The sequence below is a fragment of the Flavobacterium limicola genome, assembly GCF_003634755.1.
GTDB classification, from domain to species: Bacteria; Bacteroidota; Bacteroidia; order Flavobacteriales; family Flavobacteriaceae; genus Flavobacterium; species Flavobacterium limicola.
In genome coordinates this window covers 1,395,376-1,420,329 of record NZ_RBXA01000001.1, presented here as the reverse complement: position 1 = coordinate 1,420,329, position 24,954 = coordinate 1,395,376, and the positions used below count along the sequence as shown (strand labels likewise).

The following is a 24,954-nucleotide window of genomic DNA, read 5'->3' as shown; positions in this document are numbered from 1 at the left end:
AGTAAGAATTTATTTGTTCCACCTTTCCATAATAAATATCTTATTTGGGTTGGTTCAACTATAAAAAGATGAGGATTATCTATCCATAATTATGGTATTAAATTAGATTTAAGTTATACGCATTCTTGAGTTTTAATTCATCTTAATTAAAAGCTTATGTGTTTTTCAGCCAGTGCAAGTTTTGGAGCAGCAATAGTTCTTTCAGTGATAAGCGTCGGAACAATCAAAAATATACAGCATACTTCACATTTCTACTTTGCTGGAATTCCATTAATTTTTTGCTTGCAACAAGCATCTGAAGGCTTTTTATGGCTTTCCCTAACGAATTCTTCTTACGCTTCATTACAGCAACCGATGACTTATATTTTCCTTTTTTTTGCACAAATTTTGTGGCCAACATGGATTCCTTTTGCCTTATTGAAGCTTGAAAAAAGCACAAAACGCAAAAAATTTGAGTCAATACTATTACTAATAGGTATACTGGTTTCTTGTTATCAACTGTATTTACTGATTGGTTTTCCTTCGGAAGCAAAAATAATAGGACACCACATTTTGTACCAACATGATTATCCCGTCCGATTTGGCAATTATGGTGATCTACTCTATTTTAGCGCAACAATTATTCCCACATTTATCTCCAGTATTAAGAGAATGTGGCTTCTGGGATTGTTCATTACAATTGCTTATGTAATTACGGCACTTTTATATACTAAGCATGTTATTTCAGTTTGGTGTTTTTTTGCATCAATTATTAGTATCCTTATTTTATTTATACTTCAGGGAATTAAAAATAAGGACAAACAAATTTCAGATTTTGCCAAAGTTTAACTTCTTGAAGTAATTCTGAAAAACATAAGATAACAGTAAAAACAAAAGCTACAACAAAATTTACAAGCAATTTTTCTTACTGCTTTATATTGGTTTGAAACGTAATAACAAATATGAAAAAAACGTTTGCAAATTCAATTTAATTAACTAACTTTCACATACTTACATTCAAATCTCCATTTTAAATATTGAGATCGCTACTATTTAATTTTTATACCATTCGACTATGAAAATTTCTTTAGAAAAAAAAATAATCATTGGTTTTGTCATCAATCTATTCGTTGTTTTTGCAATAGCTGGAATTTTTATTTTAAGGATTGACAAAAAGAGAAACCAAGCTTTAGATACTTCATTAAATTGGATTGAAATTGCATTGATTATTCTTTCTGTTATTTTGCTGACCGTTGTTTACTTTATTATTCGGGCTCAACTTCGAGCTAAAAACACTTCTCAAGAATTACTTTTAGAAAACAAACAACTACTGCAGTCAATCCTTGACAACACTTCAAGTCCTATGTTTATAAAAAAAATAAATGGCGAATACCTGTTGATTAATAAAGAATTTGAATCCTTGTTTAAAATCTCAAATCTGGAAATTATAGGTAAAACGGATCATGATTTTTTGGCACCAAGTACAGCAGATGCGTATCGAAATTCGGATTTTGAAGTTGTCAAAGCGTTGAAAGAATTAAAAACCGAAGAAACAATTCTACAGGCTGATGGCAAGCATACCTATATTGCTGTAAAATTTCCTATTTACGATGCCGCTAAAAGAATTTATGCTATTGGTGGAATTTTTACTGATATCTCCGAAAGAAAGAAACTGGAAGAATCCTCTAAAGCAGCTGATAAATTCTTTATGATGTCAGTAGATATGATGATTATCTCATCGATGGAAAAATTTATAAAAGTGAATCCGGCAGTCAGTAAAATTTTAGGATATTCAGAAGAAGAACTCTTGCGCAAAAATTTCTTAGAATTTACGCATCCCGATGACATAGAAATCACTAAAAAAGAAGTACAAAAATTACAGACAGGAGCTGCGTCTATTAAATTCGAAAACCGATATATTTGTAAAGACGGATCTGTCAAGTGGCTCGTCTGGTCCGTATTCCCCGATGTAAAAAGCGGATTATTGTATGCCGTAGCTAGTGATATCACAGATAAAAAAGAGATTGAAAATGCGTTGAATGTCGCAAATACCTTTTTTTACATGTCTTTTGATATGTTTGTAGTGATTAAAAATGAAAATTTTGTGAAAGTCAATCCTGCTTTTACCAGAATTCTAGGATATGATCAACAGGAAATAATAAACAAACCCTTTTTAAGTTTTATACACCCTGAAGATGCCGAAATTTTTATGGATGGTGTCAAAAAATTAAGAATCAGTGATTCTGTGGTTACTCATAGAGTTCGGGAACGCTTGAAAGACGGATCCTATAAATGGTTAGACTGGACTAGTACAATCGATATTCAAACTGGAATCATATATGCTGTTGCACGAGACGTATCTGAATTGATTAAAAATGAAGAATCCCTAAAAATATCAAATATGTTTTTCAATATGGCATTCGATATTTTAACAGTCGCTAAAGAGGAACATTTTATAAAAATTAATCCCGCTTTTACCAAAACATTAGGGTATACACAAGATGATATGAATCGGATTAAATTCATAGATTTAATTCATCCGGATGACAAACAAACTGCTGTCGAAATATTGCAAAGACATTTAAAAGGAGAATCCGTTGTCAATTTCAGAACACGGTTTATGTGCAAAGACGGCTCGTATAAGTGGCTCGATTGGAATAGTAACATTGATCTTCAAAACGGAGTATTTTATTCTGTTGGACGCAATGTAACGGAGATTGTCGAATTAGAAGATAAGCAACAGAGTGCCATTGATGACCTCTATGAAAATGAGGAAAAATTACGATTAATAGTCGAAAATATCAGCGAGGGAATTATAGTGGCTAATGCCGATAAAAAAATAATAATGGCTAACAATATGGCTAATGAGATTTTTGGAATAGCAGAAGACGACAAAATATCTACTAATTTAAGCAACCATTTTGAGTTGTATTTCCCCGATGAAAAAACCATTTTCCCATCACAAAATTTACCTATGGAACGTGCATTGAGTGGTGAAGTAACCAATGATGTCGAAATCATTCTTTGGAATCCAGTAGCTCAGGAAAAGAAAAGAGTACTGATTAGCGGCAGGCCTTTAGTCGATCAAAATAACAATGTGGTCGCAGCGGTTGTAACCATAAAGGATATTAGCAAATACAAACAAATGGAAGAAGAATTGAAGGAAACGGAATCAAAATACCGACAATTAATAGGTTTCCGAAAAGGAAATGCTGACACAATGCTTTAAACTTGAAAGCTACATTTGCAAAGGATTATTTGCTATAATCTCCTTTTTAGATTCTCTTTCACTTCATCAAACCATTCATTTTTTAGAATACTTAAAATAATACTGTCCCTCCGAGCGTCACTTCCTAAGGTTGGCATGTGATTGCGCAATATACCTTCCACTTTGCAACCTATGCTTTTCATGGCTGCAATACTTCGCTCGTTATTATTGTCAGCTCGAAATTCAACCCGCTCCATTCCAAGCGTTTCAAATGCATATTGCAAAAGTAAATATTTACAATGTTTATTAAGTCCGGTTCCCCGAAAAGCTTTTCCGTACCAAGTGTAGCCCAATTGCAGCATTTTAAATTCAAAATTAATATCGTAAAAACGAGTACTTCCGGCATATTCTCCTGATTTTTTATCGAAAACGACAAAGGGAAATTCTTTTTGGTTTTCTCTGGCTTTTAGTGCAATCTGAATATATTTTTCAAGATTTTCTCTGCCATTGGCACGCACCAAAGAATATTCCCAAGTTTCTGGCTCATTAAGGGAAATTTCCAATAAATTTTCAGAATCTGATTCCTGCAACGGCCGTAATAAAACAGTTTCATCCTCCAAAACTATAGGGTCAGAAAAGTTAAAATCCATGTTGGTATTCAATTTAGAGTGTAGCAATAAAGACGTTCAAATATAAACCATAAAGGATTAGTACTAAAAATATTTTTTCCTGCTACATTACTAATCTACCAAATATGTTGTTTAATGATTAATAGCCTTTATCCAAAAATCCAACTTAACACTTGCTAATGCTATAGTATTTTATTTTTTCTTACTTTTAGTGTCTAAAGCAAAATGATCTTTGCTGTGAAAAATAACGTTGAACCTAAATTCAAAAAATGAAACCAATCCAGTTATTAATGTGCTATTTGGTGCTTTTTAGCACTTTTTCGTCTCACTCCCAAAATAAAAAATCAAAAGAATTCAAAGTAGCATTTGAAAAATTTACCTTAGAAAACGGATTGCAAGTCATCTTGCATATTGACCGCTCAGATCCTGTTGTAGCTGTTGCTTTGACGAGTCACGTAGGATCCGCAAGAGAAAAAGCAGGTCGTACAGGATTTGCGCATTTATTTGAACATTTACTTTTCTTGGAATCGGAAAATTTAGGAAAAGGAGGGCTTGATAAAATGAGTGCTCGTATTGGTGGGGCTGGTGCCAATGGTTCTACCAGCAGAGACCGAACGAATTATTATCAGACCGTTCCTAAAGATGCATTAGAAAAAATGATTTGGGCCGAAGCCGATAAATTAGGTTATTTCATCAACACGGTTACAGAGCCAGTTTTAGCCAAAGAAAAACAAGTCGTTAAAAATGAAAAAAGACAGAGTTATGACAACCGACCTTACGGACACAATTTTTCTGTAATCTCTAAAAATTTATACCCGGCAACGCATCCCTACAGTTGGGAAGTTATCGGTTCCTTAGAAGATTTACAAAATGCCACACTGGAAGATGTAAAAAGTTTCTACAACCGCTGGTATGTACCAAATAATGTAACATTAACAATTGCCGGAGATTTTGATGTCAAACAAACAAAAGCTTGGGTCGAAAAATATTTTGGAGAAATCAAACGTGGGGAAGCCATTCCCAAAATGGAAAAACAGTCTGTGATATTGACGGAAACTAAAAAATTATATTATGAAGATAATTTTGCCAAATTGCCGCAACTCACGGTAACATGGCCTTCGGTTTACGAATACCATCCTGATAGTTATGCATTAGAAGTTTTGGCAAGCTATCTTTCTAAAGGTAAAAAAGCACCTTTGTATAAAACTTTAGTGGAAGACAAAAAAATAACAGATGCCGCTGATGTTTTCCAATACAATTCAGAAATTGCGGGTCAATACATGCTAAGTGTTACTGCTTTTGAAAAAACAAATTTGAATGACGTAATGAACGGCGTAAACGAAGCTTTTAAAAACTTCGAAGCCGAAGGAATTTCGCAGCAAGATTTAAATCGAATTAAAGCCGGACAAGAGACTGCTTTTTACACCAATTTATCCAGTGTTTTAGGAAAAGGATTTCAACTGGCACAATATGAAATTTTTGCAGGAACTCCGGATTATATCAATCAAGATGTCAAAAACATTCTTGCGGTAACTACCGAAGATGTAATGCGTGTATATCAAAAATACATCAAAGGAAAACATTTTGTAGCCACCAGTTTTGTTCCAAAAGGAGAAACCAATTTAATCTTGGAAAGTTCACAATTAGCAGCCGTTGTTGAGGAAAAAATCATTGAAGGTAAAGAAGATGCGTTTGATGCCAGTATTGTTGCAAGCTATGAAAAGACTCCTTCCAAATTTGACCGAAGCGTTGAACCCGCTTATGGAAAAAGTCCTGATGTAAAATTACCAACAGTTTGGAAAAGCAAGTTGTCATCCGGTCTAAACGTATTAGGAATTGAAAACCACGAAGTGCCGCTTGTTCAATTTCAATTGCAAATAAAAGGCGGAATGTTGCTTGAAGAAGCAAATAAAATAGGAGTTTCGAATATGCTGGCGGAACTGATGACAAAAGGAACTAAAAACAAAACTCCTGAGCAACTGGAGAATGCGATTGAAAGTCTAGGAGCCACCATAAGAGCCTATGCAAGTGATGAATCTATATTTGTTACAGGAAATACCTTAGCTAAGAATTACAATGCGACTATGGCATTAGTTCAGGAAATAATTTTAGAACCACGTTGGGATACCAAGGAATTTAATTTAATTAAACAAAGTACGTTAAGCCAAATTCTACAGCAAAAAGCGGATCCAAACAGTATTGCCCGAAATGAATTCAAAAAATTAATTTATGGAAACGAATCTATTTTATCCAACAACCGCATTGGCACCGAAAACGCTGTAAACAGTATTATTATTGATGATTTGAAAAATTATTACGCTAAAAATTCAGCTCCATCAATTACAAATTTCCAAATTGTGGGTGCTATTTCAAAAGCGGAGGTGACCAATTCACTAGCGACTTTAAATAAAAACTGGGAAGCTAAAAAAGTTACGGTTCCTAAAGCATTAACTACAAATACCGTAGCGTCATCCAAAATTTATTTCTATGATGTTCCGGGTGCAAAACAATCGGTAATCCGAATTGGATATCCTGCGCTTGCCGCAACTGATGAGGATTTTTATCCTGTTCAAATCATGAATTACCGTTTGGGTGGTGGCAGTTTTGCATCACAATTGACGCAACAATTACGCGAAGGAAAAGGATATACGTATGGCATCAATTCTTCCTTCAATGGTTCTGTAAACAAAGGTCCTTTTACTATTGCAAGTGGAGTTCGTTCGAATGTAACGTTTGAATCCGTTAGGGTAATCAAAGAAATTCTTTCGCAATATGGAAAAAACTTCAACGAGAATGATCTTGAAGTGACAAAAGGATATTTAATAAAAAGCAATGCCAGAGCATTTGAAACTTTGTCTTCTAAACTGGAAATGCTCTACGATATCAGCAACTACAATTACGCTGATGATTACGCAAAGCAACAGGAAAACACTGTGAAAAACAGTAGTATTGACGCTATAAAAAAGCTTTCAGAAAAGTATTTGAATGCTGATAAAATGATCTATTTAGTGATAGGTGATGCTGAAACGCAATTGAAAAAACTAGAACAAATTGGTTTTGGAGAACCAATTCTTCTGAATAAACCAACAGTAAAATAAGTTGATTTTAAACTAATTTGGGTTATACATCACTGATTGATGTAGCCCAGATCGAAGTGAAAATCCCGACTGCAAAAAAGATAATTTTTCTTGTCCTGAAAGAGCGACCAACGGAAGCTCCTTTCAGGATTTAGATAAATATTTTTTTTAAGGGAGTATTGTAACGGAGTGCTGGATAAGCTCCTGAAAATTTTATTCATTCATTTCGTCATGACGCTCCGGAACTTGCGGATCATATAGTGGACATTTAAATTCATCCATTATATTCACTAAAGAATCCATTGTTTTTCCTTCAGTACCATAACAATCAATTTTAATACTTTGAGGCGTCGTCCTGATATGAAAAGCACCTACACCATTGTTATTTTTCCAACTTTTCTCGTCTACTTTTTCCCATTTTGAAAATACGGAAGCGATTCTATTCAAGATAACTGGAACAGGCAGTTCTTCAAGGCCTTCAATTTCAGCTTGTTCTTCAGTAATAGTTTCATAAACTAAGTGATGGTTGAGATAAATTCCCTCAAGATATTTCCAAAAAACCAATTCGTACATAGATAAAAAATTAAAAGATTAAACAATTGAAAAATGAACTTACAATAAAGCTACTTAATATTCAAAAGTTCCATATTCACTGGCAATAGTCAGTTTTTTTGCAGTAGCAGCTTCTACTCTACCTACGATTTTTGCATCAACATTGAATGATTTAGAAATCGCAATAATGTCTTGTGCAACTGCTTCCGGGACATAAATTTCCATACGGTGACCGCAATTGAACACTTGGTACATTTCTTTCCAATCCGTTTTAGATTGTTCCTGAATTAACTGGAATAATGGCGGAACTGGAAATAAATTGTCTTTTATAATATGTAAATTTTCTACGAAATGTAAAATTTTAGTTTGCGCTCCTCCACTGCAATGCACCATTCCGTGAATTTCATTGGAAGAATATTGGTCTAAAATTTTCTTGATGATTGGCGCATAGGTTCTGGTTGGCGAAAGCACTAATTGTCCGGCATCGATTGGTGAATTTTCAACGGCGTCTGTCAATTTTACTTGTCCGGAATAGATTAATTCCTCAGGAACTGCAGCATCAAAACTCTCCGGATATTTGGTCGCCAAATACTTCCCGAAAACATCATGACGCGCCGATGTCAATCCGTTACTTCCCATTCCTCCATTATAGCTTTTCTCGTAAGTAGCCTGACCAAAAGAAGCCAATCCTACAATTACGTCACCTGCTTTGATATTGGCATTATCGATCACTTTAGAACGTTTCATTCGAGCCGTAACTGTTGAATCTACAATTATTGTTCGAACAATATCACCCACATCTGCCGTTTCTCCGCCAGTGGAATGTATGGTTACTCCAAAAGAATCCAGTTCTTTAATCAGTTCTTCAGTTCCGTTAATAATCGCTGAAATTACTTCGGCGGTAATCAAATTTTTATTTCTTCCAATGGTAGATGAAAGTAGAATATTATCAGTTGCTCCTACGCACAATAAATCGTCAATATTCATGATTAAAGCATCTTGAGCAATGCCTTTCCAAACGGAAATATCTCCGGTTTCTTTCCAATACATGTAAGCCAAAGAGGATTTAGTTCCGGCTCCGTCAGCATGCATAATCAGACAATAGTCATCATCTTGGGTTAAATAATCCGGGACAATTTTACAGAAAGCTTGTGGAAACAATCCTTTATCTATGTTTTTTATGGCATTATGAACATCTTCTTTGGATGCCGAAACACCGCGTAGCGCATATCTTTTTGAAGTATCTGAACTCATGTAGTATAGTTGTGAAGCCTGCTTTATGGCAGGTAGTTGTCTGGCAAAGGTAATTATTTTTTTGGGTTTTGCCTATCGAGTAATAAGAAGTGTTTCGTGATAAATTTGTCCTGCAAAGAAAATTTATGTACACCTTACGTTTAGTATCTAAGAGAGAAATATCTTAAAATGCATGTAAAAAAAATGTCTATCCGAAACAGATAGACATTTTTACAAAAAAGATGAAGTATTACTTCCACTCAGGCATGGAACCGCCAGTAAATAAAGTGGTACGGGAATCAACGTCAGTGATACTGGCTTTTTGAATATTTTTTATAGAAATTCCATCATTAGACGTATTTGTAAAAATTACGTCTGCTTCATTAGGAGAAAATTTAACATCCAAGTCATTGTAGCCATCTGGCTTTTTGGTATCTAATTCGGTTGAAGTGTTAGTGATACGATTGTAGATAAAAATTCGAGAATCTAGTCTTCTGTAATTTGAACTTTGATAACCTGAAATATCCCTCGTGTAAACAATTTTTTGATTATCTACAGAAATATTTAATCCACTAACTGCACCATTTAAACCAGAAAGCACTTCATAAAGAACAGCTCCCGCGTTATCTATAACATAGATCTCTGCATTATATCCAGATAAATCATTTACTTTCAATACGATTTGAGTTCCATCCTGACTCCAGTCACATTCAGAAATAAACTTACCATTTGGTGTTTTAAATAATTCTATCAATCCTCCTCCATTTGCATCAATTCGGTAAAGTTTGTCAAAATTCGGATAAATCAATTGACTTCCATTGGTACTCCAGCAGTAATTAATGTGTTCCATATTAAATCCGGCTATGGGAATGGAATTCGTAACTTTAAAAACATTTGAACCATCTGGATCCATTGTATAAATTTGATTTTGAGACCCGTCGGAACTAATATAGGCAATTTTATTTATTTGCAAATTTTTTCTCGGTCTAAAACTATTCACCTCAGAAGAAGACAATTGCAACTCATTTCCAGCTTCGTCTGCGGTGTAAATAACATTATTACTGTTTACTTTTTTGATGTACAAAAACCTAGGATTTGGAAATGCCAAAGTTGTAAAGGTATTTGTCACACTATTTGACGGACTATTTATACCATCTGAAGAGGAAACTTGCCAATAATACTTTGTACTATAACTCAAACCTGATATTTCAAACGTAGTAGTTTTTATATCTTTATAGGTAGTTATAACATCAGTAGTACCATTTTTAAGAGTGACGGTATACGTTAACGGATCAGACTCTTTATCAGTAGCGGTCCAAGTTAAATTTAGTTTTAAACTTTGACTTTTCGCATTATCTACAGGTGCTGTTAATAAAGGAATTTCTGGAGGCTTATTATTTGCTGTAGAAACATCCAATTCGAATATTATTTGTATTGTTGTATTTTTCACCACAGTAGCGGGTTCAAATTTGGTAATATAACCTTCTTTTTGTGCTTGAAAAGAATATTTCCCTACCAAGACTTCATCAAAAACAAAATAACCATCTTTATCCGTGAAAAATGTATTCGTAGTGGGACTCGTCGATATTCTTGCGTTTTCTATTGGTTCAAAAGTTTCTGAATTTACTACCCTTCCTTTTACCATTCCTATACCACTATCATCAATTTGTTCTTCGGTGCAAGAAACCAAGAGAATAAAACAAAGTACTATTTTTATTCCTATTTTTTTCATCTTTAGATTGTATTATTTTTATTAGACAACTGGTCAATCAATAACAGTATAAATCTTGATTTCAATCCTATTATTTTTTTGTTTTAATTTTTGATTTATGTGGAAAATAATAGGTTATTCCAGCTCCAAAACGCCAATAATAATCATCTCTTTTACCACTCACTATATAGTCTATATTATCAGAAAAATTTAAATTATGCTCCCCATATAATTTGAATCCAAAATTATTGGTTATTAAGTATTCTAAACCCGCCCCATATTGGATTTTAGTGCTAGAATTTTTATAATCTGAATTAAAAGTTGTTCCCGTTCCTACAAAAAAGTAAGGTGTCAAAACATCGTATGGAAGTGCTAAATATTCTAAATTTAAATCCAATGAAGTATACCCCACATCCAATTTGTTTTTATTTCCAAGTTTAAATACATTGGTAGAGGCACTAATATTAAAATTGGGGGTCACAAAAAATTTGAAAGCTCCTCTTAACATTGGCTTGGCTACCGGGTCGGGATAATCTCCTGCCATATAGGTTGCTCCCCCAACTAATTCTACACCAAATCTACCGCGCTTTTCATTTTGATTTCTGCCATAAAGCAAGGCTAAATCAGCTTCATCTTTTTCTTTGGTATAAGAATCTAAAAAGTTTTTGACTTGAATATTTGTAGCATTTACTTCCCAAAGATTATCTTTAATTCCATCAACAATTAATCCTTCTACTGCTTTTTCTATTGCTTCTGTAACGGCAAGTTGTATCGGTTCATTTCTGGTAAATCCTGTTTCTACTTCAAGAAGCCTTCTTATGTTAACGTATTTAAATAAATTAGCATCAACACTTTGAGATAAAATTGTTTTAGAAACATAAACGGTATTTAAAATTTTTCCATTTGATGTAGATACTAACCTGAGATAAATTGAAATTCTGTCTTGTCTGTACCGTGTTGAGGCTCCTGTTCCAAAATATCTGGCGCCAAATCCTCCGGTTATAATATTAGAATCATACGATATTATACCTCCTTCCAATAAAACTCCGGCAAACAACAGAGGGGTTAATTGCGATTCATTCGTATTTGAGCTTGCTGCATATTCTTGACGTGTAGACCGTATTATATTTCTTTCATTCAAAAGGTTTCCCAGATTTTCTCTTTCAATAGGGACAAACCATTTTGAATCCCCCAAAGCCTTAATCAGTATTGATGTTGCGCCTTGAGTAACTGCAGTGCTAAATGTACTCCCCTGCTCTATGGCTTTGTATTGTCCAGTTTGATCCTTAAATTTATAAACGCCAACAACTACAGGTTCCTTTGGTTTAGGCAATTTCAACAATGAAGAGGTTGCGGGAGTATTCTCACCATAAATTGCTTTTTCGATACCAACAGGTTGATTGAAATATGCTGCACAGCTAGAAAACAAAAAAACAAGCAGAAGAATGATAGTAGGTTTTTTATTCATGGTTATATCTTGATTAACTTATTTGGGAGCAAAAAAACAGTATAATGTCACAAATCTTAAAGTAAAGAATGAGGTGAGTATTGAATTAATTTTTAACTATAAAAACTAGCCAAGTGTATCTTTCAAAAAAATCAATTATTCCCTGGAATAAATATTTGCGTCTGTTCGCCAGTGTCTGTATCAAGTATATCAACTACTAAACCAAGGTTTGATGGATAGATATCTACCGCTAAACTGCCAAAAACATAGGATCCTTCAGCTATACCTTTATCACCAAACTGATCTTCAAATAAGGAGTTAGAAATTTTATTTAATAACTGATTATTGAGGTTTTCTTTAAACCGTTCCAACTCCGATTTCTGTTCAAATCCTGTTCTGGAATCTTCTTTAAAATCATTTTGCGTATCAGCTGAACTCAATAGCCATTGATAATTAAATGTGTCTCCGCCAAACGCAGGATTCTTTGGTTTATAGACTAAATCTTGTGCATTTGAGTTATTAAAAACTCCAAAAAGCAATGCCATTAAAAGTAATGTTCTCATATTGAAATTGATTTAAATAAAACATTATTGAGAAGCGAACAAAAAGCAACCTGAAAATTAATTCTTTATCATAAGTCACTATAAAATTGTAATAGTCTCCTGAATAAACAATCAATACTGAGTAATAAATTTATTTTGTTTTTCAATATTCTTGAAATATTTAAAAACTTTAGCAGCAGCTGTTTCCGCCATATATTTCAAAAAGTCTTCATCAGGTTTTGCAATAAATTCTTCGATGACTTCGCTATCTACATATATTGAAATCTTAGTGGTTCTACCAAAGGTCAATTCTTCCTGAACAGAGATAATCTTGCTGGAATTCAATTTTAATTTTGAATACGCATTATAAAAAAGATCATAGAAATCATTCCCTAATTTAGTTTTCGTGTCATTGGATACAATACCTACCATCTCTAATCCATCTTTAGGCTTAAGAATCCCTAAATTTGTATCCTCTTCCCCAAAAACAACCCGATCTTTTCCTATTATCTTATTATCTTCATCATAAATCAACAACAATATGATAATTTGATCTTCAGCGCTTTTATTAATCTGAGTTTTGGAAAGCGTGATTTTCTGTATCGGCTCAAGCGTAACGCGACCATCTTGAGCATTACTTGATTTATTGGAATTCGATTTGTTTTTTTTAAAAACAGAAAGCTTAAATGAAATGTTTTTAAACTCTGACTTTAAATTCTCAACTGTTCCTGCAACTGACAAAGTATTTTCAATTTCTTCAATATCAATCTTTGCTTTAACTTCTTTATAAACAACCTGTGCGGTCAAAAGTTGAATATTAAAATAGAACAGCAATACCACAATTTTAATTAAAAATCTTTTCATGACTTAATGATTAAAAATATAAATTGCTCCCGAATTTCCTGTTTGGGTAATTTTCAAATCTTTGGATATTGAATTAGAGCCATTATTGAATAGCGTCAAATTATTTCCTTCCTGATGTATCGCCATATTGATTGAACCCGAACTATATAATGAAAAATCACTCACATAATTATTATTTCCATACTGAGTGACTGATTGCGTCAAATCATACGCATTTTTATCAACTGATACATAATTATTTGATCCGAATTGACCAATGACAATGGTAGAACTTTCATTAGGTACGCTTGCATCTGAATAATTATTAAAACCTATTTGAGAAATATGTATTAAATTAGTATTCGTAAGAAACTGAATATTTGATGACTGTTGAGCTTGCCCAATTTCGTTATTCCCATTATATATTAAATCCTTACTTACTAAGAGCAATGAATTAACAGGCGAATTAAACTCTTGTGCTTTAACAAAATAGCTCGTTAAAAACAGAAGTATAAATAAAAAAATATTGAATTTTGGTTTCATGAGTCATTGATTATGAATATTAAAACTAAATATTTTTTAGAGTACCTATAAACTATTCCTAAAACAATCTATTGCAGTCAAAAAAATTCTATTATGCTACTTTTCATTAAAAAATATTTCAATATTTCTGAAAACTAAATAATATTTTTTTAAAATAAAAAAGGCGGAATTGGTTAACCAATTCCGCCTTTTAGAAAGTAATTAGTTAGATTGCATAACTAAACTCATATTTCCAGCTCCCCATTGGTTTACCGTACTTAAATGGCTATCCCCAGTTTGAATAGTCCAAGCATAGTTTGCTGTACCAAATTGATTGATGTAAGAAGTATTATCCGTTCCCAGTTGCGTAGTTATAGCCATGTTATATTCTCCATATTGATCAACATTGGCACTATTTCCTATACCAACTTGAAACACAAGAGAGTTATTATCATGTCCTTCTTGCATAGTGTTAGAAGAATTCGCTATGTCAAACTGCAAAGTAGTTGAGGAGTTGTCTCTACCTATTTGCGTTGTTCTAGCATAATTAAGGAAACCTGCTTGACCTATAACAGCATCGTTTCTTCTACCATCTTGAGTGATGTAAGCAGCATTAGCAATTCCTAATTGACCTATATACGCATCATTACGACGTCCTTTTTGGTCAACATTTGCATAGTTTAAAGCTCCCCCTTGGTTGATGTCAGCTTCATTATGTCTACCGTCTTGATCAACGACAGCCAAATTTGCAAATCCTAATTGCAAAACATCTGAATCATTTTCTAAACCAGACTGTGTAATAACAGCAGCATTTGCAATACCAAACTGATTTACTGCACTAACATTTCCTTGTGCAAAACTAACTGAGGCCACAAGCATCGCGGAGATGCTTAAAATTACTTTTTTCATAATAAATATATTTAATTGGTTGTTAATACAAATTAATATATAGGTTCAAAAAAGTGATTTGGGATCTGCTTTTTTAGGTAATAATTAATAAGAAATACATTTTTAATTAATTGCTTATTTGATTACTACATATCAAAGATATAAAAGTTTTTAAACACCCCTGACAACTAAAACACTGTTTTTTAGCTATTTAATTATTTTTTCGATGAAGTGTAAAACTAAATCGACAAAGAGTAAAATAAACTATCGATACAGTAAGAAAAAAATTATTAAAGATATCATTGTTTTTATTAACAAAAAAAGAGGCCGTAAAGCCTCTTTTTTTTAATATTTATCTGCACTATTATTTAGTGAATAACAATTCTCTATATTTTGTTAGAGTCCACAATTCATTATCTACCAACAACTCCAATTTATCACAGTGGTTCCTGATGATTTCAAAGTATGGCTTTACCTTATCACAATACGCTTCTGCCATTTCTTGAGCATCAGTCAATGCATTAGCACTTTTTCTGGCATCAGTCATTTCTTTTACTTTGGTATTAATACCTTCAATATGTTTAGAAATATCCTTTATAAGTATAATTTGCTCTTTAGCTATGGTTTCAAAGTCATTTCCAAAAATATCCTTCAGCCCTTTCACATTTGCAATCAGAGTATTTTGGTAACGGATTGCTGTAGGTATAACGTGATTTTTAGAAATATCACCTAAAACCCTGCCTTCAATTTGAATTTTCTTGGTATACTCTTCTAATTCAATTTCATAACGCGCTTCCACTTCAACATGGTTCATGATATTCAATTCAGAAAACAAATCTAATGATTGCTTAGAAACTCTCGCCTTTAACGCTTCAGGAGTTGTTTTGAAATTACTCAAGCCTCTTTTTTTGGCTTCAATCTCCCATTCTTCGCTATATCCGTCTCCTTCAAAAAGAATTTTTTTGGATTGTTTGATGTACTCTCTTAATACATTGAAGATCGCGTCGTCTTTCTTCATGTCTTTAGAATCAATCAAAGCATCAACTTCAACTTTGAAATCTCTTAATTGTTTCGCAACTATGGCATTCAAAGTAGTCATTGCATTAGAACAGTTAGCCGTTGAACCTACTGCTCTGAATTCAAATTTATTTCCTGTAAAAGCAAATGGGGAAGTTCTGTTTCTATCCGTATTATCCAAAAGGACATCTGGAATTTTCCCTACTACATTTAATTTTAAATCTGTTTTTTCTTCCGGAGATAATTTACCGGTAGTTACCCCTTCTAATTCAGCTAGAACTTTTGTCAATTGTCCACCGATGAATACGGATATAATTGCAGGAGGCGCTTCATTAGCTCCTAATCTGTGATCATTACTCGCAGAAGCAATAGCTGCTCTCAATAATGATTCATTATCATTTACCGCTTTGATTGTATTGATGAAGAAAGTCAAAAACTGCAAATTACTCATTGGCGTTTTACTTGGACTCAACAAGTTTACACCAGTATCAGTAGCTAAAGACCAGTTGTTATGTTTCCCTGAGCCATTAACTCCTTTGAAAGGTTTTTCATGGAACAAAACTTTCAATTCATGACGCTCAGCCACTTTTTGCATCACGTCCATTAATAAACAGTTGTGATCTACAGCCAAATTTGTTTCTTCAAAAATAGGCGCCAACTCAAATTGGTTTGGTGCCACTTCATTATGACGAGTTTTTACAGGAATTCCTAACAACATACATTCTTGCTCTAAATCTCTCATGTACGTTAAAGCACGTGTTGGAATTGAGCCAAAATAATGGTCATCTAATTGCTGTCCTTTGGCAGAAGTATGTCCTAACAATGTTCTCCCTGTCATAATAAGATCAGGACGAGAATTTGCTAAAGCTCTGTCTACTAAGAAATATTCTTGTTCCCAACCTAAAGTCGCGGTAACTTTTTTAACATTTTTATCAAAATATTTACACACTTCAGTAGCTGCATCATCCATTACCATAAGAGCGCGCAACAAAGGCGTTTTATAATCTAAAGCTTCTCCGGTATATGAAATAAAAACGGTTGGAATACATAAAGTAGTTCCAAAAATAAATGCTGGAGAAGTTGGATCCCAAGCAGTATATCCTCTTGCTTCAAATGTATTTCTAATTCCTCCATTTGGAAAACTGGAAGCATCTGGTTCTTGTTGCACTAATTGCGCTCCACCAAATTTTTCTACAGGATCACTACCATCATACGATGTTTCAAAGAAAGCATCGTGTTTTTCAGCAGTAGTTCCGGTAAGTGGCTGAAACCAGTGTGTATAATGAGTCACTCCTTTAGACAAAGCCCACTCTTTCATACCCATGGCGATATAATCCGCTAATTTTCTGTCTATTTTAGTTCCATGCTGAACAGCACCTTGCACTCCTTTAAAAGCATCCGAGGTCAAATATTGCCTCATTGCTTTGTCATTAAAGACATTTGAACCAAAAATAGTTGATTTTCTATCCGATTCCTGAAAATCTACTGGCTTTCTGCTTGAAGCTTCTCTCAAAGCTTGAAAACGTATTGTCGACATAAAAATTATTTTAATTAATTAAACCCCTATTATTTTGATGCAAATATATAGAAATTATTACTTTTATAAAGTTCTACCTCTGTTTTTTTATAGGCAGTAGGTTTAAAATTATCATATTCCTAAAAAACACCTGCAATAATCACTACATAAATAATTTTAATAGCGATATTTTTTTTAACTCCTATTTTCAGCAAAAAAACAGCTTTGATAACACTTAGAGTAAATAACTTTACAACAAAATAGTTATGAAAGTTTAAAATTCATAAAGTATCTTTGCATAACTTTAAAAATTATACTTATGATTGTCTGGATTTCATTTTTAGTAGCTGTTTTAATATTTCTTGCACTCGATTTAGGAGTTTTCAATAAAACACCTCACATTATAAGTTCAAAAGAAGCAGGCAAATGGACTGCAATATGGGTAGCATTATCTTTTATGTTCTCTGGAGTAATCTATTGGCTTTACACCACGGATTATATTGCAAATCCAGATTCTTTGAAACCTATGGATGCGTCATTAAAATTCATCACAGGCTATTTAATAGAATTATCCTTGAGTATCGATAATATTTTTGTTATTGCTATTATTTTTTCAGCCTTTAAAATACCACAAAAATACCAACATCGAGTATTGTTTTGGGGAATCCTAGGAGCTATTATCTTTAGAGGTTTGATGATTTATTTTGGCGTTTTACTGATTAACAAATTTACATGGATGACCTATATTTTTGGAGTTTTTCTAATATATACGGCCATGAAAATGTTATTTAGTGGGGAAGATGAAAAATTTGAACCAAAAAAATCATTCATTTATAAGACTCTGAAAAAAGTCATACCTATTTCCAATCACATCGACGGAGAGCATTTCTTTGTAAAAAGAAGACATATTACAGCTGCTACACCTCTTTTTGTAGCACTTATTGTTATTGAAGTAATGGATGTTGTATTTGCTATAGATAGTGTTCCTGCAATTTTAGCCATAACAAGCGATCCTTTTTTAGTTTTTAGTTCGAATATTTTTGCTATTCTAGGATTGCGTTCTATGTATTTCTTTCTCGCCCACATGCTAGACAAATTTGCTCATTTGGAATACAGCCTTATTGCTATTTTGAGTTTTGTAGGGGTTAAAATGCTACTTCATGATTATATTAAATTACCGGAATGGGTATCATTGGCCTTTATAGCTGTTTCACTTATCGCAGGAATTGTCGCCTCTCTAAGAAAGAGCAGCAAAGAAATGGTCTAATACTAAAAGTACCAGCAATAAAAAAAGGAAATCTCACGATTTCCTTTTTTTGTTTATAAAAAGTATTCTTTACAAATCAATTTTCTTAATCTCACCTTGATTAACACGTAATGCTGACAGTACAGAATCAATATTATTTTTGTTAACTGTAGCGGCAAAACCATCAGGTACAACTACAATTCTAAAAGTTTGATTTTGCGTCCAACTTGATGGTACTGTAGTTAGACTAAAATTAGCCGAAAGAAAGATATTTACATTAAATCTAGAATAATCAAAATTGAAATCCAATTCCCCACCATCACTAAAATAGTAGGTTTGAGGCATTAATTTCCAAACATCTTGCCCATTTACCGTATCATACAAATGATATACTAAAACGGAATCAGTGGAATAAATTGGCGGGTCAAATGTAACCAAGCTACTGTAATTATTATTGGAATTAAATGAAGTTGTAACTTCAAACACTTCATTTCTTGGAGCATCATCATATACTTCCGTTACTTCACAACTTTGTAGTGCCATCATCCCGATGAAAACTAAAAATAAGGTAATTTTTTTCATTCGTTATCGTTTTATAATTTATATTGAAAAATACCATTCATGAATTGTGCCAAAGTTTATTTTAAAATATAATGTAATTTTGAATTATGGAAAAAGAACTTAAATTATACATGATAATGCTAGGCTGCGTACCAAAAGGACGGTTTACGGAACAGCATGATATTTTTTTTGGAATTGGAACTTCCTTGAAAGATTTGATCCCTCAGATGAAATCGTTTTGGCCTGAAGCCAAAGGGCAGCTTCATATTGATGCCTGGCGAGAGGTTTCTTCAGTAGACAATTTTTCGATCAAAATTATTGCAAAAGATACAGCTCTAACTTCTTCTTCGGATAATTTATTTTTCATCAACTTGGGCGGTTATAAAGAAAATGAATTTGAAGAATACCACTACAAAATTCTAACTATTGCCAAAAATTTAGGATTGGCTTCCAAAAAAGCAAGAAAAAGCACTTTCTATAAACATTTCGGTTTCAAGGACGCCCCATCTCATATAGATGATAAATACGGAATCGATGTGGATGATATACATAATGTAGCCGATGTTTTAGACAAGCAATTTAAAGCGCAACATGCTCTTTTAATAACCAAATCTGAAACTGATTTACAAGAGGATGAATTGCATATTGGGTACTTGAAAATTAATAAAATAAAATAACAAAAAAAGACCTCTCATCACTGAGAGGCCTTTTATAAATATTGCAATCAAATCTAGCCCGAAAACGGGTTAAGATGTTCACACTCTTTTTGCGATACAAAAAGCGGTTCTCTGCTTACATATTTCTTCTATACTGTCCTCCTACTTCAAACAAAGCCGAAGTAATTTGTCCCAAAGAACAAACCTTAGTCGCTTCAATTAAATGTTCGAATAAATTTTCGTTTTTAATGGCTGCTTCCTGAAGCGTATTCAAATGCTCATTTACTAAATCTTGATTCGATTGATGCAAATGGTTCAACATATCAATTTGGTATTGTTTTTCTTCTTCCGTAGCGCGAATTACTTCAGCTGGAATAACCGTTGGAGAACCTTTGGAACTCAAGAACGTATTCACACCAATGATAGGAAATTCACCCGTATGTTTCAAAGTCTCATAATACAAACTCTCTTCCTGAATTTTAGAGCGTTGATACATGGTTTCCATAGCACCCAGCACTCCTCCACGCTCCGTAATTCTATCAAATTCCTGTAAAACTGCAGCTTCAACTAAATCTGTTAATTCTTCTATGATGAAAGCACCCTGAATTGGATTTTCGTTTTTAGCCAACCCTAATTCTTTATTAATAATCAACTGAATTGCCATCGCACGACGTACAGATTCTTCGGTAGGCGTGGTGATTGCTTCGTCATACGCATTGGTGTGCAAGGAATTACAGTTGTCATAAATAGCATACAACGCTTGCAAAGTCGTACGAATATCATTGAAGTCTATTTCCTGTGCATGCAATGAACGTCCCGAAGTCTGAATATGGTATTTCAACATTTGAGCACGTTCGTTAGCGCCGTATTTATTTTTCATGGCTTTCGCCCAAATTTTACGCGCTACACGACCAATAACGGCATATTCCGGATCTACTCCATTCGAAAAGAAGAACGATAAGTTGGGTCCAAAGTCATTGATATTCATACCACGACTCAAATAATATTCCACATACGTGAAACCATTAGAAAGTGTGAAAGCCAATTGTGTGATTGGATTTGCACCTGCTTCGGCAATGTGATATCCCGAAATAGAAACCGAATAGAAGTTTCTAACATTCTTAGTAATAAAATATTCCTGTACGTCGCCCATCAATCGCAACGCAAATTCTGTTGAGAAAATACAGGTATTTTGTGCTTGGTCTTCTTTCAAAATATCTGCTTGAACAGTACCACGAACTTGAGACAACGTTCTTGCTTTGATTTCGTCATACACTTCCAAAGGCAAAACCTGATCTCCGGTAACGCCCAAAAGCTTCAATCCTAAACCGTTATTTCCTTCGGGTAAATCACCTTGATAATGCGGTCTTTCGACTCCTTTAGCTGCATATATTTTGTTGATTTTTGCTTCAACTTCTTTTTCAAGATTATTTTCTTTGATGTAAAACTCACATTGTTGGTCAATCGCCGCATTCATGAAAAAGCCTAGTAACATGGGTGCTGGTCCATTGATAGTCATACTCACCGAAGTCATCGCATGAACCAAATCGAAACCAGAATATAGCTTTTTAGCATCATCCAAACAACAAATAGAAACTCCGGCATTTCCGATTTTTCCATAAATATCAGGACGTACATGTGGATCGTTTCCGTATAAAGTCACACTGTCAAAAGCAGTTGACAATCGTTTTGCAGGCAATCCCGCACTCACATAATGAAAACGTTTGTTGGTTCTTTCTGGTCCACCTTCTCCGGCAAACATACGAGAAGGATCTTCCCCTTCACGTTTGAAAGGATACAAACCTGCAGTAAAAGGAAATTCTCCAGGAACGTTTTCCTGCAAACACCAACGTAAAATATCACCCCAAGCTTTATACTTTGGTAATGCAATTTTCGGGATTTGAGAATGTGAAAGGGACTCTGTATGCGTAGCCATTTTGATTTCTCTGTCACGAACTTTAAACGTATAAACTGGATTTTTGTACTTGTTTACTTTTTCGTCCCAAGTCAAAATGATTTCCCAATTGTAGGGATCCAAATCCATTTTTACTTTATCAAATTGATTCAGTAAAAGATTCAAAAATATTTTGTCCTCAGCTGCACCCGATTTCTCCGATTCTAAAGCTGTTGGCAAAACCGAATCATCATTAATGCCTGCTTTGTTTAACTCAGGAGTTTTTTTAGCTACGGTTTCAATCGTTTTGAAAATTCCGTATAATTTTTGGGCAACTTGTTCTTGGCTTACCGCAGTAACATCATATTTACGGTTGCTTTCTGCAATTTCAGATAAATAACGGGTTCTGTGTGGCGGAATAACGAAAATTTTCTCGCTCATTTCACGAGTGATTTGGAACGTTGATTTCAAATCAGAATTTGTTTTCTCATGGACTTTATCCATAATCGCTTTGTACAGCGTATTCATTCCCGGATCGTTGAACTGCGAAGCAATGGTCCCGAAAACAGGAAGTGTATCTAAATTTGCATCCCATAAATTATGGTTGCGTTGGTACTGTTTTTTCACGTCTCTCAATGCATCGAGAGAACCGCGTTTGTCGAATTTGTTTATCGCTACCAAATCAGCAAAATCAAGCATGTCGATTTTTTCCAATTGGGTTGCAGCACCAAATTCTGGTGTCATAACGTATAAAGAAACATCAGAGTGGTCCATAATCTCTGTATCAGATTGCCCGATTCCAGAAGTTTCCAAGATGATGATATCATAATTTGCCGCTTTGATTACTTGGATTGCATCAGCAACATATTTAGATAAAGCCAAATTGGATTGGCGTGTAGCCAAAGAACGCATGTAAACGCGAGGATTATTAATCGCGTTCATTCGGATTCTATCTCCTAATAATGCTCCACCCGTTTTACGTTTGGATGGATCTACAGAAATTAATCCGATCGTTTTTTCCGGAAAATCAATTAGAAAACGACGCACTAATTCATCCACCAAAGATGATTTTCCTGCTCCTCCCGTTCCTGTTATTCCAAGAACCGGAATCGTACTATTTTCATTCTTTTTTTGGATGGCTTCCAAAGTTTTGGCGGCAACATCAGGAAAATTTTCTGCAGACGAGATGATTCTTGCAATTGCTTTTGGATTTTTTTCTTCCAAATGATTGATTTCATCCGTCAATTTATCGCCAACCGGATAATCAGATTGTTGCACTAAATCATTGATCATTCCCTGCAACCCCATCGCACGTCCGTCATCTGGAGCGTAAATTCTGGTGATTCCGTAAGCTTGCAATTCGGCAATTTCTGAAGGTAGAATTACACCACCGCCACCACCAAATATCTTGATTTGGCCCGCTCCTTTTTCCTGAAGCAAGTCATACATGTATTTGAAATATTCGTTATGTCCTCCTTGATAGGAAGTTATCGCAATGGCATTCGCATCTTCTTGAATCGCGGTGTTGACCACTTCTTCCACGCTACGATCGTGACCTAAATGAATCACCTCGACACCAGTAGATTGAATAATTCTACGCATGATGTTGATTGCCGCATCGTGACCGTCAAAAAGAGCTGCTGCGGTTACAATTCTTACTTTATTGTTAGGGATATATGGTTTTTGTTGTTCCATTTTATGAATATGATAATTTAAGCCTGCAATTTACAATTTTATTTTAAAAATTATTTGATGTTGCTCCTCGTTGTTAATAAATAAGGAATATTATTTTAAATTTCGTTAGATAATTTTTACAAGTAATTTAAAAAAAATGTCTTTTTAGGTTTCAAAAATTGGCATTTACTAAATAATCACCTCATTATTTAATAGTTACAAATCTTTCTATTTTTTTAAATTTAATAAAGATTCCAAAACCATAATTAAGAGTCATATTCATATATTTGAAAAAAAAAATACATGAAAAAAACTACTTTACTTCTACTATTGGCTTTCATTAGCGGTACATCTTATGCTCAAAAAGCTGATACCAACAAAAAAAAGGTAAACATTACCATTCCTAAGTCTGAGTTTTTTAAAAACATTAATACTTATGACATTATTATTCAAGGAGACGATTCTTGGAATACTGAAGCTGCAGACAAGGAAAAATTGACTTATGAAAACAATGTTACTAAAAACACTATAGAAGATTACACCAAGAAAAACAATACGAATCCTGACGTTCGTGTTTTGATGGGATATAATGGAGCGACTTATAAAAAAGCTGATAATGGCACCTATTATTTAGACGGCGATTTCAAATATTTAGTTGTAGGTAAAAACAACGAGATTATTTATGAAAAAGGATCCAATGCTAAATTATATTCTCCTACATATACAAATGTAAAACCATATGTAAATCTAGCTAATGATCTGAATAACATAGGCTATAAATACATAAAAGATAACAATTTCTTATCTAGTGAAAAAGAATATACTCTAAACTATGGTGTATTTGTTAAGTCAGAAGAACTTCCTGAATTAGTAGAATTGAATACAAAAACGGATGAATTTTTAAGCAAAATAGCTAGTAATTCTTTAGATCAGAATTATTTAGCAGAATTAGAAAAATTTTATTTAGGTTATGTGGGTAAAGAATATCCAAAGTTGAAACCAAAAGATTACAACAAAGTGATTTACCTAAACTTATCTCTTACTGAAATGTTTCGTTTAAACTTTAGTAAATCTTTAGAATATCTTGAAACTGCCAAACAAGGTGCTGGTATGATGAGTATGTGGCCAGATGAGACTAAAGCAAATATTGAAAGTTTGATTGCAGTAAACAAAACAAATTTTGACACTAAAGTGGAGAATCTAACGCATGATTCTGCCTATTTTATTAATTTTATGAATGGCACTGTAACACAAAACGGAAAATCTCAGAAAGGAAAAATTAAAGTAGACCGATTTGCAAATTTTTCGGAAGGAAATATCATGAGTTCAGCCGATACAAAGCCAAAGGTTTGGATATATAAAGAAAATGGTGAAGTTGATTTTGTTTATGTTGATGACAAAACAACAATTACAACTGAAAAAGGGCTTGAATTAAATTATATCCCGTATCAAAATATTTTTTTACTGGTAGAAAAAACAGCAGATTCTGGTTATAAAAAATACGAATCAAGTTCTAATGAAATTTACTACAATCAGAATGGTAAATTTGTAGTGAAATAATAATTGAACTCTATAGTTTATCAGATAAAATTAACCCTTAAAGGAGATTCACTTACCGTTGAATCTCCTTTTTTATTTATATCTGTCATATTTTATCCACATCCTAAAAAAAACTTCTAAACTAGCCCAGATAGTCCCTAGGCTTCTAGAAGCGGTACGAATGCTGTTTAATAAAACTAAAATTTGTAATCCTAAAGAA

The 24,954-nt window shown here is 33.6% G+C and carries 18 protein-coding genes; 6 read left to right on the top strand and 12 right to left on the bottom strand.

All coding sequences use genetic code 11. The features are described from left to right. The first annotated feature begins 156 nt into the window (after window positions 1-156). Window positions 157-828: a DUF6629 family protein gene (locus BC952_RS06300; protein ID WP_121364706.1), complete on the top strand. Its 672-nt coding sequence runs from the start codon at window positions 157-159 to the stop codon at window positions 826-828. A gap of 226 nt (window positions 829-1,054) precedes the next feature. Then, window positions 1,055-3,208, top strand: a complete 2,154-nt coding sequence (locus BC952_RS06295) for a PAS domain-containing protein (RefSeq protein WP_121364705.1) — start codon at window positions 1,055-1,057, stop codon at window positions 3,206-3,208. 32 nt (window positions 3,209-3,240) lie between these two features. Here BC952_RS06295 and BC952_RS06290 read toward each other — a convergent pair whose 3' ends face one another. Beyond that, window positions 3,241-3,837, bottom strand: a complete 597-nt coding sequence (locus BC952_RS06290) for a GNAT family N-acetyltransferase (RefSeq protein WP_121364704.1) — start codon at window positions 3,835-3,837, stop codon at window positions 3,241-3,243. Between the two features lie 248 nt (window positions 3,838-4,085). Here BC952_RS06290 and BC952_RS06285 point away from each other — a divergent pair, with 248 nt between their 5' ends. Continuing rightward, complete coding sequence (locus BC952_RS06285) at window positions 4,086-6,914, top strand: M16 family metallopeptidase (protein WP_121364703.1); 2,829 nt, start codon at window positions 4,086-4,088, stop codon at window positions 6,912-6,914. A gap of 192 nt (window positions 6,915-7,106) precedes the next feature. Here BC952_RS06285 and BC952_RS06280 read toward each other — a convergent pair whose 3' ends face one another. From BC952_RS06280 to BC952_RS06240, 9 genes are all read right to left on the bottom strand, one after another. Then, entirely contained in the window at window positions 7,107-7,466 is a 360-nt protein-coding gene (locus BC952_RS06280; protein ID WP_121364702.1) for a hypothetical protein, read from the bottom strand. 54 nt (window positions 7,467-7,520) lie between these two features. Next, a complete protein-coding gene (locus tag BC952_RS06275; protein ID WP_121364701.1) occupies window positions 7,521-8,699 on the bottom strand; it encodes an AIR synthase related protein in 1,179 nt (392 codons plus the stop codon). Window positions 8,700-8,928: 229 nt separating this feature from the next. Continuing rightward, window positions 8,929-10,410: a carboxypeptidase regulatory-like domain-containing protein gene (locus tag BC952_RS06270; RefSeq protein WP_244200102.1), complete on the bottom strand. Its 1,482-nt coding sequence runs from the start codon at window positions 10,408-10,410 to the stop codon at window positions 8,929-8,931. A gap of 70 nt (window positions 10,411-10,480) precedes the next feature. Beyond that, window positions 10,481-11,857, bottom strand: a complete 1,377-nt coding sequence (locus BC952_RS06265) for a CsgG/HfaB family protein (protein ID WP_121364700.1) — start codon at window positions 11,855-11,857, stop codon at window positions 10,481-10,483. Window positions 11,858-11,988: 131 nt separating this feature from the next. Next, complete coding sequence (locus BC952_RS06260) at window positions 11,989-12,399, bottom strand: curli production assembly/transport component CsgF (protein ID WP_091174085.1); 411 nt, start codon at window positions 12,397-12,399, stop codon at window positions 11,989-11,991. A gap of 111 nt (window positions 12,400-12,510) precedes the next feature. Beyond that, window positions 12,511-13,242, bottom strand: coding sequence for a curli production assembly/transport protein CsgE (locus tag BC952_RS15010; RefSeq protein WP_244200101.1), 732 nt, complete (start codon window positions 13,240-13,242; stop codon window positions 12,511-12,513). Window positions 13,243-13,245: 3 nt separating this feature from the next. Then, window positions 13,246-13,764: a hypothetical protein gene (locus BC952_RS06250; protein ID WP_121364699.1), complete on the bottom strand. Its 519-nt coding sequence runs from the start codon at window positions 13,762-13,764 to the stop codon at window positions 13,246-13,248. A gap of 201 nt (window positions 13,765-13,965) precedes the next feature. Continuing rightward, window positions 13,966-14,622, bottom strand: coding sequence for a hypothetical protein (locus BC952_RS06245; protein ID WP_167445702.1), 657 nt, complete (start codon window positions 14,620-14,622; stop codon window positions 13,966-13,968). 373 nt (window positions 14,623-14,995) lie between these two features. Continuing rightward, a complete protein-coding gene (locus BC952_RS06240; RefSeq protein ID WP_121364697.1) occupies window positions 14,996-17,185 on the bottom strand; it encodes a glutamine synthetase III family protein in 2,190 nt (729 codons plus the stop codon). Window positions 17,186-17,483: 298 nt separating this feature from the next. Between BC952_RS06240 and BC952_RS06235 the strand changes: the two genes are divergently transcribed. Next, window positions 17,484-18,431, top strand: coding sequence for a TerC family protein (locus tag BC952_RS06235; RefSeq protein WP_121364696.1), 948 nt, complete (start codon window positions 17,484-17,486; stop codon window positions 18,429-18,431). Window positions 18,432-18,500: 69 nt separating this feature from the next. Here BC952_RS06235 and BC952_RS06230 read toward each other — a convergent pair whose 3' ends face one another. Beyond that, on the bottom strand, window positions 18,501-18,992 hold the full coding sequence (locus BC952_RS06230; protein ID WP_121364695.1) for a hypothetical protein: 492 nt from the start codon (window positions 18,990-18,992) through the stop codon (window positions 18,501-18,503). 86 nt (window positions 18,993-19,078) lie between these two features. On the opposite strand from BC952_RS06230, the gene BC952_RS06225 reads away from it, so the two are divergent. Then, on the top strand, window positions 19,079-19,648 hold the full coding sequence (locus BC952_RS06225; RefSeq protein WP_091174110.1) for a DUF1543 domain-containing protein: 570 nt from the start codon (window positions 19,079-19,081) through the stop codon (window positions 19,646-19,648). Window positions 19,649-19,763: 115 nt separating this feature from the next. Here the strand turns inward: BC952_RS06225 and BC952_RS06220 are convergent, their stop codons facing one another. Next, window positions 19,764-23,216: a methylmalonyl-CoA mutase family protein gene (locus tag BC952_RS06220; RefSeq protein WP_121364694.1), complete on the bottom strand. Its 3,453-nt coding sequence runs from the start codon at window positions 23,214-23,216 to the stop codon at window positions 19,764-19,766. 282 nt (window positions 23,217-23,498) lie between these two features. On the opposite strand from BC952_RS06220, the gene BC952_RS06215 reads away from it, so the two are divergent. Further along, window positions 23,499-24,755 (top strand): hypothetical protein, encoded by a 1,257-nt coding sequence (locus BC952_RS06215; RefSeq protein WP_121364693.1) that lies wholly within the window; start codon window positions 23,499-23,501, stop codon window positions 24,753-24,755. The last annotated feature ends 199 nt before the right edge of the window (window positions 24,756-24,954 follow it).